The sequence below is a fragment of the Brevundimonas bacteroides DSM 4726 genome (assembly GCF_000701445.1).
GTDB lineage: Bacteria > Pseudomonadota > Alphaproteobacteria > Caulobacterales > Caulobacteraceae > Brevundimonas > Brevundimonas bacteroides.
In genome coordinates this window covers 244,380-262,586 of sequence record NZ_JNIX01000013.1, presented here as the reverse complement: position 1 = coordinate 262,586, position 18,207 = coordinate 244,380, and the positions used below count along the sequence as shown (strand labels likewise).

Annotated in this window: 15 protein-coding genes; 3 read left to right on the top strand and 12 right to left on the bottom strand. The window is 69.5% G+C overall.

Features of this window, described 5'->3' with window-relative positions; all coding sequences use genetic code 11:
* Positions 1-59: 59 nt before the first annotated feature.
* The 3 genes from Q333_RS0112445 to Q333_RS0112435 form a co-directional block, all read right to left on the bottom strand.
* Positions 60-1,601 carry a sensor histidine kinase gene (locus Q333_RS0112445; RefSeq protein WP_084176100.1) on the bottom strand — a complete coding sequence of 514 codons (1,542 nt, stop codon included), beginning with the start codon at positions 1,599-1,601 and terminating at the stop codon, positions 60-62.
* Positions 1,602-1,679: 78 nt separating this feature from the next.
* Positions 1,680-2,888: a cell wall hydrolase gene (locus Q333_RS0112440; RefSeq protein WP_051651297.1), complete on the bottom strand. Its 1,209-nt coding sequence runs from the start codon at positions 2,886-2,888 to the stop codon at positions 1,680-1,682.
* 98 nt (positions 2,889-2,986) lie between these two features.
* The gene (locus Q333_RS0112435; protein WP_029417376.1) at positions 2,987-3,469 is read right to left on the bottom strand and encodes a Dps family protein; all 483 of its coding nucleotides are present in this window, start codon (positions 3,467-3,469) and stop codon (positions 2,987-2,989) included.
* Positions 3,470-3,615: 146 nt separating this feature from the next.
* Between Q333_RS0112435 and Q333_RS17070 the strand changes: the two genes are divergently transcribed.
* The gene (locus tag Q333_RS17070) at positions 3,616-7,686 is read left to right on the top strand and encodes a PAS domain S-box protein (RefSeq protein WP_051651296.1); all 4,071 of its coding nucleotides are present in this window, start codon (positions 3,616-3,618) and stop codon (positions 7,684-7,686) included.
* On the opposite strand, the gene Q333_RS0112425 is transcribed toward Q333_RS17070, so the two are convergent.
* Both Q333_RS0112425 and thiD read right to left on the bottom strand, forming a co-directional pair.
* On the bottom strand, positions 7,683-8,261 hold the full coding sequence (locus tag Q333_RS0112425; protein WP_029417372.1) for a nucleotidyltransferase family protein: 579 nt from the start codon (positions 8,259-8,261) through the stop codon (positions 7,683-7,685). The genes Q333_RS17070 and Q333_RS0112425 overlap by 4 nt on opposite strands.
* A complete protein-coding gene (gene thiD / locus Q333_RS0112420) occupies positions 8,258-9,073 on the bottom strand; it encodes a bifunctional hydroxymethylpyrimidine kinase/phosphomethylpyrimidine kinase (RefSeq protein WP_029417371.1) in 816 nt (271 codons plus the stop codon). Before thiD ends, Q333_RS0112425 begins: the two co-directional genes overlap by 4 nt.
* 93 nt (positions 9,074-9,166) lie before the next feature.
* Between thiD and Q333_RS0112415 the strand changes: the two genes are divergently transcribed.
* The gene (locus Q333_RS0112415; protein WP_029417369.1) at positions 9,167-10,132 is read left to right on the top strand and encodes a YeeE/YedE thiosulfate transporter family protein; all 966 of its coding nucleotides are present in this window, start codon (positions 9,167-9,169) and stop codon (positions 10,130-10,132) included.
* Between the two features lie 92 nt (positions 10,133-10,224).
* A complete protein-coding gene (locus Q333_RS0112410) occupies positions 10,225-10,791 on the top strand; it encodes a hypothetical protein (RefSeq protein ID WP_029417368.1) in 567 nt (188 codons plus the stop codon).
* Positions 10,792-10,802: 11 nt separating this feature from the next.
* Here the strand turns inward: Q333_RS0112410 and folP are convergent, their stop codons facing one another.
* The 7 genes from folP to Q333_RS0112375 all read right to left on the bottom strand — a co-directional run bounded on the left by folP (position 10,803) and on the right by Q333_RS0112375 (position 18,193).
* Positions 10,803-11,582, bottom strand: coding sequence for a dihydropteroate synthase (gene folP, locus Q333_RS0112405; protein ID WP_029417367.1), 780 nt, complete (start codon positions 11,580-11,582; stop codon positions 10,803-10,805).
* A 17-nt stretch (positions 11,583-11,599) separates the two neighbouring features.
* A complete protein-coding gene (locus Q333_RS0112400) occupies positions 11,600-11,902 on the bottom strand; it encodes a winged helix-turn-helix domain-containing protein (protein ID WP_029417366.1) in 303 nt (100 codons plus the stop codon).
* A gap of 3 nt (positions 11,903-11,905) precedes the next feature.
* Positions 11,906-12,550: a hypothetical protein gene (locus tag Q333_RS0112395; protein WP_029417365.1), complete on the bottom strand. Its 645-nt coding sequence runs from the start codon at positions 12,548-12,550 to the stop codon at positions 11,906-11,908.
* Positions 12,551-12,615: 65 nt separating this feature from the next.
* A complete protein-coding gene (locus Q333_RS0112390) occupies positions 12,616-13,842 on the bottom strand; it encodes an acyltransferase family protein (protein ID WP_035294385.1) in 1,227 nt (408 codons plus the stop codon).
* 146 nt (positions 13,843-13,988) lie between these two features.
* On the bottom strand, positions 13,989-15,935 hold the full coding sequence (ftsH, locus tag Q333_RS0112385) for an ATP-dependent zinc metalloprotease FtsH (protein ID WP_029417361.1): 1,947 nt from the start codon (positions 15,933-15,935) through the stop codon (positions 13,989-13,991).
* A 57-nt stretch (positions 15,936-15,992) separates the two neighbouring features.
* Complete coding sequence (tilS, locus tag Q333_RS0112380) at positions 15,993-17,294, bottom strand: tRNA lysidine(34) synthetase TilS (RefSeq protein ID WP_211249715.1); 1,302 nt, start codon at positions 17,292-17,294, stop codon at positions 15,993-15,995.
* 44 nt (positions 17,295-17,338) lie between these two features.
* Positions 17,339-18,193, bottom strand: coding sequence for a tetratricopeptide repeat protein (locus Q333_RS0112375; RefSeq protein ID WP_029417357.1), 855 nt, complete (start codon positions 18,191-18,193; stop codon positions 17,339-17,341).
* Positions 18,194-18,207 lie beyond the last annotated feature (14 nt).

The window sequence follows — 18,207 nt, the reverse complement described above, 5'->3', positions numbered from 1 at the left end:
GATGTTACCGTTTCGGCTGGTCTCTGTACGATTGCGAACGCAACCTGAGCCGTTTCGTTTCATGTCGACTTGAGCGCTGCCCTGCGGCGCGACAGCGCGGTCGCGGGCAGATCGGCCTCGACCACCAAACCCCCGGGCAGCCACTGGCGTTCCAGCCGTCCGCCCAGTTGTCCCTCGACCGACAGGGTCGCCAGAGAGGTCCCGAAGCCCGTCCGCGCCGGAATTTCCGAGACTTCCGGCCCACCGACCTCGGTCCAGGTCAGCACGAAACGATCACCGGCCTTGCGGGTCCGCAACAGGACGTGGCCGCCAGGAGCGGACAGGGCTCCGTATTTGGCAGCATTGGTCGCCAACTCGTGAAAGAGCAGGGCCACGGAGGTCGCGGCCTGATCGTCGAAAGTGGCGTCTTCGCCCTCGATCCGCACGCGCGGGCGACCGTCGCCGTCGGCATAGGCACGAAACAGGGCGCCCAGGAAGGTGTGTAGCGTCGTGTCCCCCACCGTGGGCTTTGACACCTCGGAGTGCGGCCGCACGAACTCGTGAGCGCGGGCCAGGGCGTTGATCCGGTTACGCACCGCCGAGGCGAAGGCCCTGGCCTCGGGGTGCTCGCGTGCCGAAAGGGCGATCAGAGCTGAGACCACCGCGAAGATGTTCTTGATGCGGTGGGACAGCTCCTGGCTCAGCAGTTCCTTGCCCTGCTCCATGCGCTTGAGATCGTCGATGTCGGTGCAGGTGCCGAACCAGCGTGTGATGCTTCCGTGTTCGTCACGGATCGGCTGCGCCCGGCCCAGCGTCCAGCGATAGACGCCGTCGTGACGGCGCAGGCGGTACTCGATCTCGTAAAGCTCGCCGGTCTGGAGCGAATGCTGCCAGCGCGCCCAGGCCCGCTCCTGATCCTCGGGATGGAACATGCCGTTCCAGCCCTCGCCATCCGTGGAACCCGGCGGGACGCCCGTGAACTCGTACCAGCGGGCATTGTAGTAGTCGTGGAAGCCGTCCGGCAGGGTCGACCACACCATCTGCGGCATGGAATCGGCGATGGCTCGGAACTTGGACTCGCTTTCGGCCAGAGCCTTGACGCCCTCCTCGCGCTCCTTGACGGCGCGGCGCAGCTCGAACTGGGCCATGACCTGGCCAGCCAGCACTTCCAGCATTCGGGACTGTAGAGGCGTGATGCCGTCCGGGCGGGCCTTGATGTCGTGCACGCACAGCGCGCCCAGCGCATGACCCTCGGGGGTGCGCAGTACATGACCGGCGTAGAACCGCAGTTGCGGCTCGCCCGTGACGAGCGGATTGTCAGCGAACCGAGCATCAGTCGTGGCGTCGGGCACCACCAGTTGGTCCCGGCCACTGGCGATAGAATGGGCGCAGAAGGAGACTTCGCGCGAACTGCCGGTCATGCCCGAAGTGCCCACAGACGCCTTGAACCACGCCCGGTCGGACTCGATCAGGTTCACAAGAGCGATGGGAGCTTCGAATGCCTCGGCGAGAAGCGAGACAATGTCCTCAAACGCTTGTTCAGGGCCGGTGTCGAGGATTCCGTAGGCCCGGAGCGCCTTCAGTCTCTCGTCTTCATGGGGCGCAAGGCTGGCGGCAGGCACGAAGGGCTCCAAGCGAGGCCGCGGCCCGACCGTGACTGAATGCTTCAGCTTGAGACTGGTTGCACGTCGCCGCGCGGATCAGGAGGCGGGACGTCCCACCTCTTCGACGTCCATGGTCACCACGCCGGGCGGCGGGGAAGCAGCCGGCTGCGCCGGAGCCGGGGCTTCGAACGCGGCGAGGCGGGCGTTGATTTCGGCGATCTGGTCGGCCGTTGGGGGGCGACGCCCCCCAAGGCTGGCCACGCCGACGACGCGGGTGCGGCCGTCGATCTCGACGGTACGAAGGTTCATGCCGCCGTCGGCCAGCACCTCGGCGTCACTGCCACCGACGTCGGATGCCAGTTGCAGCTCCGGCGAGCGCAGGCGGGGCCGGGCGAAACGGCCCTCGTCGATGACGGGCTCGTTGCCGGAATAGCGTTGCTGGAAGGCGGCGGTCTCTCCGGCCAGGCCTTTCCAACGGTAGAAGATGTGGGCCCCGATCTGGGTGATCTTGGCCAGCGTCGGCGACCACCAGGGGTGGACGTAGTCGGCGTGATAGTGGGTCGCGGTGCCGACCTCGGTCGCCACGTGCCCGGCGAGCGCACGCTCGGCCACCACGCGGGCCCGGTTCCAGGCCCAGGCCACGGGCTGCTGCGCCAGCGAGCCGTCGCACGTGAAGCTGAACTGACAGCCGGTCACTCGCTCAGCACCCTCGAACACCACGCCGCAGACGGTGTTGGGATAGTTGGGGTCGCGCACGCGGTTCAGGATGACCTGGGCGACGGCTTCCTGGCCCTTGGTGCTCTCCAGCGCCGCTTCGTAATAGATGCCTTGTGTCAGGCAGCGCAGGGCGCGCGCCCGGTCCGCCTCGCTGGCGGGCGTGAAGGCGAAGGGCCGCGCGGGTCGCAGCGCGCCGATCGCGGCCGGCATGGCGGCGTTCAGGCGCTGGGCGTCGCGGCCCGAAGCCCCAAGCTCGAAGCCCGGCTTGCCCGCCAGGGTCAGGCTCTCCCATCCCGGCGTCAGGCCCAGCGGGGTGGGCTGCGGATCGTTGGGATCGAAGCGGGCCGCGAGCGCGATCTGGGCGGCGTCCATGCGTGAAGACACGGCCAGAAGCCCGACCTGCGTCCAGTCGCCCCGCGTCAGGCGCGCGATGGCTTCCGCTGTGCGTGCGAAGTCCGGACGCGCCGCCGAGCTGGCCGCCACCGCCACCCCGAAGGCCGCCAGAACCGCCGGAGCGGCCGCGAGCAGCCGATGTCCGCGCACGGCGCGGCCAACTTGGGCGATAACACTGGCGGGATCAGGAAGCATTCAGGCTCGCGCGTTGTGGCGACAACCGCCGACAATTCCTGCCGCCTAACAGGGATTCACGGCGGCTTTCTGACAGAGCCTTACCCCTGCGTCACGTCTCAGCGGCCGCCGAGGGTGGAGCGCAGCATCCAGGCGAACTTCTCGTGCGCTCCCAGACGCTGGGTCAGCAGGTCGACGGTCACGTCGTCGCCGTCTTCATCGGCCGACTCGATCGCGGCGCGACAGGTGGCGATGACGGTCTCGTGGTCCTTCATCAGCTCCTTCAGCATGGCCGTGGCGTCGTTGTCCGGATCGCCGTCCTTGATCGAGGACAGGTTGGCGAAGGTGGCATAGCCCTGGGGCGCGAACTCGCCCAGCGCCCGGATGCGTTCGGCGATCTCGTCCAGCGCCTCCCACATGTCGCGGTACTGCTGTTCCAGCAGGGTGTGCAGGGTGAAGAACTCAGGCCCACGCACGTTCCAGTGATAGCCGTGGGTCTTCATGTAGACGGCGAAGCTGTCAGCCAGGACCTTGGTCAGTTCGCGGGCCACGTCGACGCGCTCGGCCTTGGTCAGTCCGGTGTTGATGGTCGCTGCGGTCATGGGTCGCTCCTTGGTCACGGATGAGACCTAGGTGGGTGTGGCCAACGGGATGCGCAAACCCCCCAAGTCGGGGTATCGAGGCGTAGGGAACGCACACGGAGCGAAAGCGTTGCCGTTCATCGCGCGCGCTTGTGACGGGGGAAGTCTTGGCGACTAAGGACGGCCGGACCGGGGCGTGGACGCCCGAGGCCGTCCTGGCCCGCCTGGCGCGCAGCCTGGCCGGCCCGTGGTGGCATAGCGTCCTGATCGGTCTGGGGTTCGCCGCCGCTGCTCTGTTCGTGCGCTGGGCGGGACAGGCCTTCTACGGCCAGGTCACCGGCTTCATCATCCTGTTGCCCGCTGTTGCGCTCGCGGCCCTGACGGGGGGACGGACGGCCGGGATTGCAGCCACGCTCGCCTGCCTGCTGGGCGGGTGGATCGTCGCCGGACCTGGTGCGACCGGGGTCGGCATCGGCAATCCGATGGGCCGGATCGCGACCGTCAACTTCCTGATCGTCGGGCTGTTCCTGACCCTGGTCGCGGCCTCCCTGCGAAAGACCGTCCGTCGACTGGACGAGACTATCGCCGCGCTGGGCGGTTCCGACGAGGCCCTGCTGAGGAGCGAGAAACGGTTCCGGACCGCCGTCGACGCCGTCCGGGGCATCCTCTGGACCAATACGGCAGAGGGCCGGATGGACGGTGACCAGCCCGGCTGGGCGGCGCTGACGGGCCAGTCACGGTCGCAGTATCAGGGCTATGGCTGGTCCGACGCCGTCCACCCCGACGACGCCCAGCCCACTGTCGACGCCTGGAACGCGGCAGTGGCGGAGCGGCGGACCTTCGATTTCCAGCACCGGGTGCGCACGGCTTCGGGCGAATACCGCACCTATGCCATCCGCGCCGTCCCGACGCTGGACCAGGACGGGCGGATCCTCGAATGGGTCGGAGTTCACACCGACGTCACCGAGGCCAAGGTCGCCGAGGTCGCCCTGCGCGAAAGCGAGGCCCGCTTCCGGCTGATGGCCGATACGGCCCCCTCCCCGGTCTGGTTGACCGACGCGGACGGCAACGTCGAGTTCGTCAACCGGGCTCTCGAGGCCTTCTACGGCCAGTCCGGCGAGACCTTCCTCGGACAGGTCTGGAAGCAGTCGGTCCATCCGGACGACATCGCCCGGGTCAACGCCATCCAGGCCGAAGCGCGGGCCACCACATCCCCTTACAGCTTCGAATGCCGGTTCCTAAGGCACGATGGCGTCTGGCGCTGGATGCGCGTGTCGGTGAACCCTCGTTTCGACGGCGAGGGTCGGTTCCTCGGCTATGTCGGACTGTCGTTCGACGTGACCGAGACCCGCGTGGCTCTCGATGCGCTCGCCACCCAGGAACGCCGCCAACGTTTCCTCCTGGAGCTGAGCGACGGGGTGCGCGAGCTGGAGGACCCCTCGGCCATCATGGACCATGTCCAGAGCGTGCTCGGCCGGATGCTCGGTGCCTCTCGCGTGGGCTATGGCGAGTTCTCTGAGGATCGCCAGACGATCGTGCTGATGCCGGACTGGACCGAGGGCGTGCCCAGCATCGCCGGCCGCATCCGCGTGCCGGATCTGGGCGAAGGCGTCATGGCCGAACTGTTCCTGGGCCTGACCGTCGCGGTCGACGACGTCGCTGGAGACGCGCGCAGCGCCAGCGCGGCCAAATCGCTGGCGGCGTCCCAGATCCAGTCCTTCGTCGCCGCGCCCCTGTTCCGCGCCGGCGAGATGCGGGCTTTCCTGTATGTCCACAACGCGAGGCCGCGCGTCTGGTCGTCGGAAGACGTCGCTCTGATCTCCGACGTGGCGGACCGGACCTGGTCCGAGGTCGAGCGCGCCCGCGCCGAGGCCGAGCTGCGCGAAAGCGAGGCCCGCTTCCGCGACATCGCCGACACAGCGCCCGTCCTGATCTGGGTCACCGCCCAGGATCGCACCCGCGCTTTCGTCAACCAGGCCTATGTCGACTACAATGGCGGGACCTACGAAGAGGCGCGTCTGGCCAACTGGCGCGACGTCATCCACCCTGACGACCACGAGCGGATCATCACGGAGTCCCTGGCTGGCGAGGCGACCGGCGAGCCGTTCTCGATGGAAGCGCGTTATCGGCGTCAAGACGGCGCCTATCGCTGGCTGAAATCCTTCTCGCGACCGAGGCTTGGGGCGGGCGGCCAGGTGCTGGGCTTCGTCGGGGTAGCTTTCGACGTCACCGATATCCGCGAGAGCAATGAGCGCCTGGCCACCGCCATGGCCGAACGCGACGCCATCCTGAGCCAGCTGGCCGAAGGCGTGATCGTCACGGATCCCGAGGGCGCGATCGTCTTCGTCAACGAAGCCGCGCGTCGACACCATGGCGTGGCCGAACTTGGGGTCACGCCCGCCGGTTACGCGAACGCGTATCACCTGTTCACCGAGGACGGCCGACCCTATCCGCCCGAGGACCTGCCGCTGGCTCGCACTGTCCGCTATGGCGAGACCATCACCGACGCCCGCTGGCGCATCCGCCGCCCGGACGGAACCGAGGTCATCGCGGTGGGCAACACCCGGCCGGTAAGCACCGCCGACGGACGCACGATCGGGGCCGTGCTGACGCTCCGCGACGACACGGCGCGGGTGCAGGCCGAGCGGCGACTGGCCGAGTCCGAAGCCCGGTTCCGCACCGTGGCCGACAGCGCCCCGGTGCCGATCTGGATGGGCGACGAGACAGGCAAGGTGATGTTCGCCAACCGGGCCTACCGCACCTTCTTCCTGGTCGCGGACCGACCGCTGGAAGGCGGCTGGACCGGCATGATGTCAGCGGACGACCATGCCGCCTTCGAGGCGGACTACCGCGGTGCCTTCGACCGGCGTGAGCCCTACGATGGTCTGGTCCGCGTCACTCACCCGCATCTGGGCGAACGCTGGCTGCGCTGCCAGGGCGTTCCCCGCTTCGATGCGGCCGGGAAGTTCCAGGGCTATATCGGCGTCAACCTGGACATCACCGACGCCAAGCGCGCCGAGCAGGACCTGAAGCGCATCAACGAGCTTCTGGAAGAGCGCGTGGGAGAAGCCCTGGCGGAAAAGGCCAAGGCCGAGGCCGACCTGATGCATGCCCAGCGCATGGAGGCGGTCGGCCGCCTGACCGGCGGGGTGGCGCACGATTTCAACAACCTGCTGACGGTCGTCATCGGCGCGCTGGACATGATCCTGCGTTCGCCCGACGACGCGAACCGGCGCCAGAAGATGGGCGAGGCGGCGCTGGCGGCGGCCCGGCGCGGAGAGCGGCTGACGCACCAGCTGTTGGCCTTCTCGCGGCGCCAGACCCTGCGGCCCGAGCCGGTCGACCTGAACGCCCTGGTCCGCCAGAGCGACCCCCTGATGAGACGCGCCGTCGGCGAGGCCGTCGAGTATCACCTGAAACTGAAGCGCGGCGGTGCTCGGGTGGTCGTCGACCCCGGCCAGTTCGAGGCGGCATTGCTGAATCTTATCGTCAATGCGCGCGACGCCGTCGCCGAAGGAGACGGCGCAGCAGCCTCGATCCGGGTCGAGACCCGACACTGTCGCGTGGTCGAGGGCGAGATCCCTGAACTGGCAGCGGGCGACTACGTCTGCGTCAGCGTGACCGATACGGGCATCGGCATGGACGAGGAGACGCGGCGGCGGGTCTTCGAGCCCTTCTTCACCACCAAGGCGGTCGGCAAGGGCACGGGGCTGGGCCTCAGCCAGGTCTATGGTTTCGCCCGGCAGAGCGGCGGCGGCGTGCGGCTGACCTCCGCGCCTAGCGAGGGCACGACGGTCGAGATCTTCCTGCCACCCGGGGTCGAGGCGGAGACAGTCACCGAGCCCGCCCGGACCGATGCAGACGCCGTCACTGGACGCCTGCTGCTGGTCGAGGACGATCCCGCTGTGGCCGCCATAGCGGTCGACCTGCTGACCGCCAACGGCCTGGAGGTCACAACGGCGGAGAACGGTCCCGAGGCGCTCCAACGGCTTCAGGAACAGGCCTTCGACATCATGATGACCGATGTGGTCATGCCGGGCGGCATGACGGGCCTCGACCTCGCTCGTCGCGCGGCCGAGCTGTATCCGTCCATGCGCATTCTGCTGGCCTCCGGCTACGCGGGCGAGGACGTGGACGCGGACCTGGCAGGGGCCGCCTGGCCCCTGCTGCGCAAACCCTATTCGCGCGACGAACTATTCGCCGCCCTGGCCCAGGCGCACGCAGCGGAACCAGCCTAGGCTGACTCGATGACCCGCACCTCCGGCCAGCGGGCGACGGCGCTGCCGACCGCCCGGTCCCAGCCCCGCGCACGGGGCCGGTTCGGATTGGGCCGGATCACACGGTCGAACACGTCCTCCAGGCCGAACGGCGCGGCGACCGATATCCGATCGTCGCACTCTAGCCGGATGCCGACCGCGAACGCCGGAGCGACGAACCGGCCCAAGGCCTCGTCCGTGCAGGTCAGAGGCTCATAGTCTTCGCCGAAGCGGTCCGTGAACCACAGGTGCACCCGCGCCTGATTGCGCACCTCGACCTGGCTCCGGAATGGCTCCTCGAAGGCGGCGGCGGCGCGGCGGATGACGACGTCCTCGGCGTCCCATGACGTCTCTGGATCGAAGTAGCCCAGGTCATAGTCCTTGCGCCCATACCCCACCGGGTGATCGCCCAGCGCGTTCCAGACCGTCTGGTAGACGGCCCCGGAAAAGATGCGCCAGTCCGGCAGGTTCAGCGAGCGCGCCATCGTCAGCACATGCATCAGGTCGGCGTCTGCGCGCACGATCTCGACCAGCCGGGCCTCCAGCGCCGCGCTCATCGCCGGTCTCTCAGGGGCCATCCGTGATCCAGCGGCCCGTGTCCGCGGCCCAGCCCCGGCGCTCGACGGATCGCTTCCGACACATAGGCCCAGGCTTCGGCGACAGCGCTCTCGACCGGCCGTCCCTGCGCCAGCCCCGCGGCGACCGCACTGGCCAAGGTGCAGCCCGTGCCGTGGGTCGAGGTCGTCTCGATGCGAGGCCCCTCCAGCAGCGTCTCGCCAGACGGGGTCAGCAGGAGGTCGACAACGGTCGGTCCGTCGACATGCCCGCCCTTCATCAGGACGGCGCGAGCGCCCATCTGGAGTAGCGCCTCGCCCCCGCGACGCTGGCCGTCGAGATCAGCCACCGGCATGCCCGTCAGGGCCTCGGCCTCGGGCGCATTCGGCGTCAGGATCGCGGCGCGCGGGACCATCAGCGACCTGACCGCCTCCACCGCGTCGGCGTCCAGCAGGGCCGCGCCGCCCTTGGCCACCATGACCGGATCGACGACTGCGGGGGCCTCGGACGTGTCCAGGATGGCCGCCACCCGCTCCACCACGGCGACCGACCCCAGCATGCCGGTCTTGATCGCATCGGCGCCGATGTCGTCCAGCACCGCCCGCGCCTGGGCCTCGATCAGGTCGAGCGGCAAGGGATGCACGCCGTGGACGCCCAAGGTGTTCTGCACCGTGATCGCCGTGATGGCGGTGGCGGCATATCCCCCCATCGCGGTCACCGCCTTGATGTCCGCCTGGACGCCCGCGCCGCCGCCGGAGTCGGATCCTGCGATGATCAGGACGCGGCCGAGAGCGGAGGGCGAAGCGGGAGCCATGCGGCTCCATGCGGCGTCTCGCGACCGCCCGCAAGTCCGCGTAGCCTTTCGACCGACGCCGGCGAACGGACGGTAGGGGAGTATCGACCGCGCATGATCTGGAACCTGGGCCTGGCGGGCCTCGCGGCGCTGAGCGCCTTCGTCATGGGCTATGCGCTCAATCAAGGCACGACCTGCGCCGTCCTGGCGGCTCGCCAGGTGCTGGAGGACCGGCGGCCGACGATGCTGCTCGGGTTCGGAGTGGCGGCGGCGACGGCGGGGCTGGTCTGGCTGCCGCTGTCCTGGTCTGGCGTCGTCGCCCTGACCCCGGATCGCGCGGTGACAGGAGGTCTCGTCGCCGGGGCGGTGTTGCTGGGGACCGGGGCGGTGCTGAACCGCGCCTGTCTGCTGGGCAGCATCTCGCGGATTGGCGACGGCCGTTTCAGCTACCTGGGCCTGCCCGTCGGACTGTTCCTAGGGTTCGTCGTCGCCGACGCCTTTCGGGCCCAGGCCTCGCCAAGCCGCCCCAATCTGCTGGGACATCCGTCGGAGGTCTCCATGCTGGTCCTGATCGGCTTCTGCGTCGCCGTCTGGCTGGGCTGGGCGATCCTGCGGAGCCTCGGCGATCGCGCGGAGGCGGATCGCTGGTCGGGTCGGGGCGCCATGACCGTGCTCGGGGTCGCGGGAGCCTTCCTCTTCGCCGCCGCACCGGGCTGGACGCTGGCCGACGCCATCCGCGTCGCCGCGCCGCAAGGGGGCATGCCGTTCATGTCGGCGACCGCGCTTGGCCTGCTCATGTTCGCCCTACTGTGCGCGGGCGCCGTGGCGTCGGGAATGAAGCGGCGATCCTTCGTGCTTCGGCCGCCGCGCCCCGTGGCCTTTATCCGCTCGCTCGGCGGAGGGACGGTCATGGCCGTGGGCGCGAGCCTGATCCCCGGCGGTAACGACAGCCTGCTGCTCGCCGCCCTGCCCGGAGGCGCGTTCGGCGGGCTCGTGGCCTATGGGGTCATGACGGCGACGGTCTTCGCTCTGCTATGGGTCGGCGGCGCCATCCGCACAGTCAGGGCGATTCCGGGATAGCTGCGCGGCCTCGCCGGCGGTGCGGTTGCGGCGGCCGCACCGTCACGCTTGAATACCCTGCCGCTCGATCGCGGCGTCCCGCGCGAGCCCTCATGCCCGAGCCAGCAGAGCCGAAACGAAAGATCACCCTGCTGTGGGTCGTCGAGAGCCTGAGCACTGCGTCGGGCATCGCCTTTCTGGCCAGCGCCATCGCCCATGCCACGGCCTTCTACATGACCTGGGGGCTGAATTACTTCGCGGTCGCGTCACCGACCGATGTAGTGATGGGGGCCTTCAACCCGCTGCTCATGGTGCTCGGTCCAGCGCTTGCCATCCTGCTGATCGCGGCCTCGATCGCGGTGACCACCAACGTCGTGCGACAGGGTCCTGCCGCAGCCTTCGACGGCGTCTTTCAGAGCACCATCGGACTGTTCACGCCGCTGCGGCTGCTGGCGCTCGGCCTCGTTGCGCTCGCGGCCGTCGCGGTGTTTTCAGATGTCTTCGTGCCCCGGCCCGGCCGCCCGCCCAGCTGGCTCTACACGGGTCTGATCGCCGACGCCCCCGACTGTCCGGGCGCGCGCGTGCAATGGCTGGGCAGTCAGTCGGCCATTCTCGACTGCCGGGGCCAGGCGCGCATCGAACGCCGCGACGCGCTCAGGCTTCGCGTCGCCGCGTCCTGACGCCGAACGGTTCAGCCCACCGCCGCCTGCACCTTCAGGGCCTGCACCGTCTCGCGCACGTCGTGCACGCGGATGACCGCCGCCCCACGCCGCGCCCCTTCCAGAGCGAGGGCGATCGAACCGCCCAGCCGGTCCGTGGCCTCGGCGGCGGAGGGGTCGATGTTGCGGATCATGCGCTTGCGGCTTGCCCCCAGCAGCACCGGAAAGCCGAGTTCGGCAAACCGGTCCAGCGCGGCGATCAGGGCCAAGTTATGCTCCACCGTCTTGCCGAAGCCGATGCCGGGATCGATCGTGATCTTCTCCCGCGCTACCCCGGCAACCATCGCCGCCTCGGCGCGGGCCGACAGCTGCGCCATCACCTCGGCCACCACGTCATCATAGCGCGGCTCGATCTGCATGGTCTGTGGCTCGCCCAACATGTGCATCAGCACGAGCTCGCAGTCCAGTTCGGCCGCCACCGCCGGGCTGTCGGGCGAGAAGCCCAGCGCGGTCACGTCGTTCCAGATCGTGGCTCCGGCCGCGATCGCCGCGCGCGCCACCTCGGGCTTCATGGTGTCGACGCTGATCGGGCCATGCCAGCGGGCGTGCACGGCTTCGATCACCGGAACGACCCGCGCGATCTCGTCCTCGGCCGACACCGGCTCGGCCCCCGGCCGCGTGCTTTCGCCGCCGATGTCCAGGATGTCGGCGCCGTCGCCGATCAGCTTCATGGCGTGCGCCAGCCCGGCCTCGGCGCTGTCGAACCGCCCGCCGTCCGAAAAGCTGTCGGGCGTCACATTGACGATGCCCATGACGCGCGGCCGAACGCTCACCCCTTGTCTCCGATCAGGCGTCCCAGCGCCTCCAGATAGGCGGCGAACGCGGCACGGCCCTCGCCCGTCAGGGTGATGCGGGTCAAGGGCTTGTTGTCGCGAAAGCTCTTGTCGATGGCGACGTAGCCGGCTTCCTCCAGCTTCTTCAGGTGGACAGACAGGTTGCCCTGCGTCGCCTCCAGGACGGTCTTCAACTCGGTGAAGTCGGCGGTCTCGACGTCGGCCAGATAGACCATGATCCCCAGCCGCATGCGGCCGTGGATGACCTCGTCGATCCTGCCGAGATCGGCCAGCCCCATGGATCAGGCGCCGACCTGTCGGGACTTCAGCGCGTCGCGCACCATGATGGCTCCCGGCCCCGCGAACAGCAGGAACAGCGCCGCCGTGCACAGCATCAGATAGGCCACGGGCTCGCGCACCAGCACGCCCAGCCCCACCGCCGTCAGCCAGCCGCCAATCGAGGTCGCCAGCATCCACGGCGCCTTCTTCAGGTGCCAGGCGACGTACCAGGCCGCGGCCTGAAGCGCGAAGATCATGGCCGGGTAGTAAAGCCAGACGGCGAAGTCCTGATCCCGCGCCGAGCCGACGCCGAAGACGATGATGATCGCCAGGTTCGCCATGCCCGCCCCGCTGAAGGCGGCGTTCAGGGTGCGAGTCACCAGAGGCGCGGACGGCCCGGCCTTCCTGTCCTCGCGCACCGCCCAGGCCAGCACGATCAGGAAGGCGAGGGTGATCGAGGCGACGAAGATCAGATTGGCCAGATCCGGCCAGGCGATCACGCCCGTCGCCTGACCGACGTGGAACAGGCACTGCAGGCCATACAGCAGCCCGCCCGCCAGATAGGCGACGCCCATGGTCAGGGTCGAGCGGCCGGTCGTTCGGCCCTCGACGATGGAGCGCATGAAGGCCAGGTCGGCCTCGGCGGCGGTGCGTGGGGTCTGGGTCATGGGGCGCGACTCGGGCTGGGGCGACCGGCCCGTCCGGGGTGGACGAGCCGGCCGCGCTTGGCAAGCTATTCGGCGGGGAGAGGTTGGGCGGCGGGCGGCCGGGGCTTCCGCCACGGGACACGGCGACCGTTCAGCCATTTCCCGAGCGGCGTGTGGCGCACCGCCAGTTCATAGGTCGCGAGCGACAAAGCCAGCACGCCCAGCGTGATCCCGGCCAGCTTCACCCACCACGGCCCCGCCCAGTCCTGCACCCAGACCTGGGCCAGCATGACCAGCGGCAGGTGGACGATGTAGACCCAGTAGGAGGCGTCGGCGAGGTAGCGCCGGATCGCGCTCCGTCCCGACAGGAACCGCAGGAACAGACCCGTGGCGGCGAGCGCCGAGGCGTAGACCGCGACTGCGGTCGACCAGGCCGCGACGGCCTTATCCAAAGTGGGCTCGGCCATAGGCTCCAGACTCGGCCCGCCGGCCAGGTACCAGCCGGCGACGCCCATCCCGACCGCCATCGCCAGCAGCAGCGGCGACCAGGCGGCGATGCGGTCCAGCAGGTCGCGGCGGCGGTCCAGCAGGAAGCCCAACCCGAACGCCAGGCCGAAGCCGGTCAGGGCGGCGGCATTGGGGACGAGCCCTTCGTCCGGCGTCGGCACGGCGAAGAAGGCCACCCAGGTCGGATCCAGCCAGAAGGCGAGCGCCAGCGGCACGGCCAGAACCACGGGGGTCCACGGGCCGACGAGGGCGCCGGTCAGCCGGTCGACGACACGGCCCCAGGCTCCGCCGCGGTCCAGCATCGCGAAGGGCGCGCGCAGGATCAGGGTGGCGGCGTAGAAGATCACCAGCACCCACAGGAACCACAGATGCGTCAGTGGAAAGTTGGTCCAGTCATAGGTCGGCGAGGGCGGCGGCGGGGCGCCGGGCGTCACCCACCCCTGGACATGGGCGTTCCACACCAGCGCCGTGATGATGCCGGCCATCACCGGCGTCCAGAAGGCCGCCAGAGGCCCGGCGATGCGGCTCGCCCGATCCCGGGCGAAACTCCACCAGCCTTTCCGCGCCAGCATCATGTGGGCGAACAGCCCGGCCATCAGGAAGAAGGCGGTCATGCGGAACAGGTGGATGGCGTAGAAGATCACCGCCGCTCCGATCGACCGGCTCTCGTCGTGGACGATCCAGGTCTGCTGCGGAAAGAAGGCCAAGCTGGCGTGCAGCAGAACCCCCAACAGCAGCGCCCCGCCTCGCAGCGCGTCCAGCCCGTGCAGGCGGTCGCTTATCTCTGTCGTGGTCGATGTCTGCATCGCCGTCTTCGAAATCGTCCCCGCCATGGTCATCGAATTCCCTCATCCCTCGGACGCAGGGTCACTTAGCGCAGACTTGTCTATAATGCAAACTAGTCTGATGGAGAAAAGCCCGCGCGGCGAACCGGGCGGGCTTTTACGTATCGTCAGTGGACCGTGCGGTGCTCGTCCTGGGCCACGACAGAGACGCCTTCCGACACCGGCGTAACCGGCACCGACACCGAGGGACCGGCGTTGGGGAAGTTGTTCTCGTCGCGGTTCGGGGCCGCGCCCTTCTCCAACAGGTCCTTGATCTCCTCGCCCGACAGGGTCTCGTACTCCAGCAGCGCCTGGGCCAGCTTCTCGAGGTCGTCGGCCTTCTCGGTCAGGATGCGGCGCGCCTCGTCCCAGCCGGAGGTGACCAGCCGCTTGACCTCGGCGTCGATGATCCGGGCGGTCTCCTCAGAGATGTTCTGAGTCCGCGCGACCGAGTGGCCCAAGAACACCTCTTCCTGGTTCTCGCCATAGGCCACGGTGCCCAGCACGTCGGAGAAGCCCCACTGGGTCACCATGCGCTTGGCCAGCTTGGTCGCCTGCTGGATGTCGGAGCTGGCGCCCGAGGTGATGTTCTCCTTGCCGAAGATCAGCTCCTCGGCCACGCGGCCGCCGGCCATGATGGCGATGCGATCGACCATCTGCTGGTACTTCATGGAGTAGCGGTCGCCTTCCGGCAGCTGCATCACCATGCCCAGCGCCTGTCCGCGTGGGACGATGGTCGCCTTGTGCACCGGGTCCGCCATTTTGACGTTCATCGCGACGATGGCGTGGCCGCCCTCGTGATAGGCCGTCAGGCGCTTCTCTTCCTCGTTCATGGCCATGGAGCGCCGCTCCGAGCCCATCATGACCTTGTCCTTGGCGTCCTCGAAGTCGCGGTGCGTGACCATGCGCCGGTCCTTGCGCGCCGCCATCAGGGCCGCTTCGTTGACCAGATTGGCCAGATCGGCGCCCGAGAAGCCGGGCGTGCCGCGCGCGATGGTCTTGACGTTCACATCAGCGGCCAGCGGCACGTCCTTCATGTGGACGCGCAGGATGCGCTCGCGGCCCGAGACATCGGGGTTGGGCACCACGACCTGACGGTCGAAGCGGCCGGGACGCAGCAGAGCCGGGTCCAGAACGTCCGGACGGTTGGTCGCCGCGATCAGGATGATGTTCTCCGACGCCTCGAAGCCGTCCATCTCGACCAGCAGCTGGTTCAGCGTCTGCTCGCGCTCGTCGTTGCCGCCGCCGAGGCCCGCGCCACGGTGACGACCGACCGCGTCGATCTCGTCGATGAAGATGATGCAGGGGGCATTCTTTTTGGCCTGTTCGAACATGTCGCGCACGCGGCTGGCGCCGACGCCCACGAACATCTCCACGAAGTCCGAGCCCGAGATGGAGAAGAAGGGCACGCCCGCCTCGCCGGCCACGGCGCGGGCCAGCAGAGTCTTGCCGGTGCCCGGAGGGCCGACCAGCAGGGCGCCCTTGGGGATCTTGCCGCCCAGACGCTGGAACTTGCCGGGGTCCTTCAGGAAGTCGACGACCTCCTGCAGCTCTTCCTTGGCCTCGTCGACGCCGGCGACGTCCTCGAAGGTCTTGCGACCCTTGTGCTCGGTCAGCAGCTTGGCCTTGGACTTGCCGAAGCCCATGGCCCCGCGCGCCCCGCCCTGCATCTGGCGCATGAAGAAGATCCACACGCCGATAAGCAGCGCGATGGGCAACAGGCCGACCAGCAGCCCCTGCCACCAGGCCTGGCGCGTCGTCTTGACGTCGACCTGGGCGCCCGAGGCCAGCATGGAGTTGACCAGGTCCTCGTTCGGATAAGGCGTGGTCGCGGTGAAGCGGTTGTCGTTCTGGAACACGCCGGTCACCTGGTCGCCGCGCACCTGGGCCGACTTGATGTCGCGCGCCTCGACGGCCTGGACCAGGCGGGAATAGGTGATGGTCGCGGGACGGCCCTGCGCCGTCGCGCCGGCGGGCTGACCCGGCAGGGTCCCGCCGTTCTGGCTGACCGCGGCATAGACCGCGAGCAGCCCCAGGATGATCACGCCCCAGATCGCCAGATTGCGAAGGTTCATCGGTTGGAAATCCTCGTCGCCGAGCGGAACCTCGGCCTCAATGTCACTCTGTCGAACTCAAAATAGGTCAGGCGGCGGCGTTTCGCCATGCACGGCGTCGGCCAGGTCCTTTTCCTGCGTCGTTTCGCCCGAAGCGAGCTTCAGGCGGCGCGGCGCCAGCGCCAGGACCCTGGCTCGACGCCATGCAAGAACCGGGCGCGGATCACCGTCCCGGATCAGGACCGGCAAGGCGCCGCGCGCGGCTGCGGAGGAGAGGGAGACGACGGCGCGATCCGCGTCCGACAGAGCGGCGAGACGGCCCAGCGCCGGGACGACGGACCAGCCGGGCGCGTCGGCGGTGATCTCGTAACGGCCGTCCCAGGCGGTGGGCTGGTCGGGCGCGAGGGGCAGGGGCGCGGGCGGACGGCGGCGGAACTCGCCGGCTTCGCGCAGGACGAGGAGGCGCTCGGCGGTCGCCTCGATGCGGGCGCCGGCGAGGGTGGCGGTGAAGGGTTCGGCGGCAGCGATGCGCTTGGCCAAGGCATCGAGATGGGCGGCGCGGGGCGGCCGGTCGTGCCCCGCGGCGCAGAGGAGGGTCGAGGCGAGATTGTCGATGCCATTGAATCCCTCTCCCAGAGGGAGAGGGCTTGAGCGCCCGAGAGCCGTGAGGCGATCGGACTTCGCGCGAAAGGGTGAGGGGTTAGAGCGCCCGCCGCCGAGGGCGGAACCCCTCACCCTTTCGGCTTGCGGATCGCTGCGCTCTCCGAGCCTCAAGCCCTCTCCCTCTGGGAGAGCGGTCAATGCACGACGGGCCGCCCCTCGACCGAACCGTGCGTTCGCCGGATCCTCCACCCACTCCGCTCCCGTCTCCCGTAGCAGCTCCCGCAAAACCTCCCGCCGCTCCCCCAGCATCGGCCGCAGCAGCATCAGCCCCCGCCCTTCCGGCCACGCCGGGCTCGGCGACCATTCCCGCAACCGCCCCAGCGTCGAGCCGCGCTCACGCATCCAGTCGCCCTCGTCCGCATCGTCGGCGGTGTGTCCGAACAGGACGACCCGCGCCCCGGCCTCCCGCGCGGCGTCGGCGATCAGCGCGTGCCTCGCGCGGCGCGCGGCGGCGGGCAGGCCGCTCGCAGGCTTCTCTCCCTCCCAGCGCCGCGGGGTCCAGTCCGCGCCCACTCGACGCGCTTGGATCTCGCAGAAGCGGTTCCAGTCGGCGCTGTCCGGGTTCAGCCCGTGATCGACCGTGATGGCCAGCAGACGGCGCCCGGCCCGTTTCGCCCACGTGGCGGCGATGTGGAGCAGCGCGACAGAGTCTCCGCCCCCTGACAGCGCCACGGCCACCGGACGGGCCGCATCCCGCTCCAGCCGCGCGTCGACCACGGCGGCGACGCGGCGTTCCAGTCCGGCGCCGGGGCCGCCCCCGGTCAGCGGCAGCCGGCCTGGGTGCGCGTGCGGGCCGCGATGTCGCGCAGCGCCGGCGTGGAGGTGGCCGCATAACGCCTCTGGTATTCACCCAGCGCCGCGCAGGCCTGCGCGTCGCGGTTGGTGGCCTCCAGCCCGCGCGCCAGCTTCAGCGTGACCTCTCCGGCCCAGGCTTCCGTCGGCCAACCCTGCAGCGCCTGGGCATATTGCTGCACCGCGCCGGCCTGATCGCCCTCGGCGCGGATGATGTCGCCGATGCGCCACGTCGCCTCTCGCCCCGACGGCGTGTCGGCCCAGGTCGAGGCGACCAGTTCCAGAGCCGCCCGGCCGCGCGCCGGATCGCTGGCCAGCAGGGCACGGGCGGCGGCCAGATCGGTCACGGCGTCGCCCGTCGGCGACCGGGCGGCGAACTCTGCCGCCTCGCGCGCGGCGGCTTCGGCGGCTTCCCTGGCGGCCTCCAGCGCGGCGATCCGTTCCTCGGCGTCGGCCAGCCGCGTGCGGAGCGCGGTGTTGTCGCCGCCGGATTCGTCGAGCTGGAAGGTCAAACGCTCCAGGTCGCCGTTCACGCGCTGGACCGTCTGTTCCATGTCGCGCAGGCGCTGATCCATGATGGCGACGCGGCCCTGCAAGGCGATCAGCTCCGGATCGGATTCCACCAGAACGGGGTCACCCTGATTGTTCCTCTGGATGAGGGCGCGCTCCAGCCGCCGGACGTTGCGGTCCAGGTTGTCGAGGCGGCGCACATCCCACTGGATGGCCGGCAAGGGCTGGGTCTGGGCCACAACCGTCCCGCCGACGACGGCGAGGGCGACGGCGGCAAGCGCCAGGGCGCGAAGGGTCTTGGGGCTCGTCTTCATGAGCGCAGAGCTTT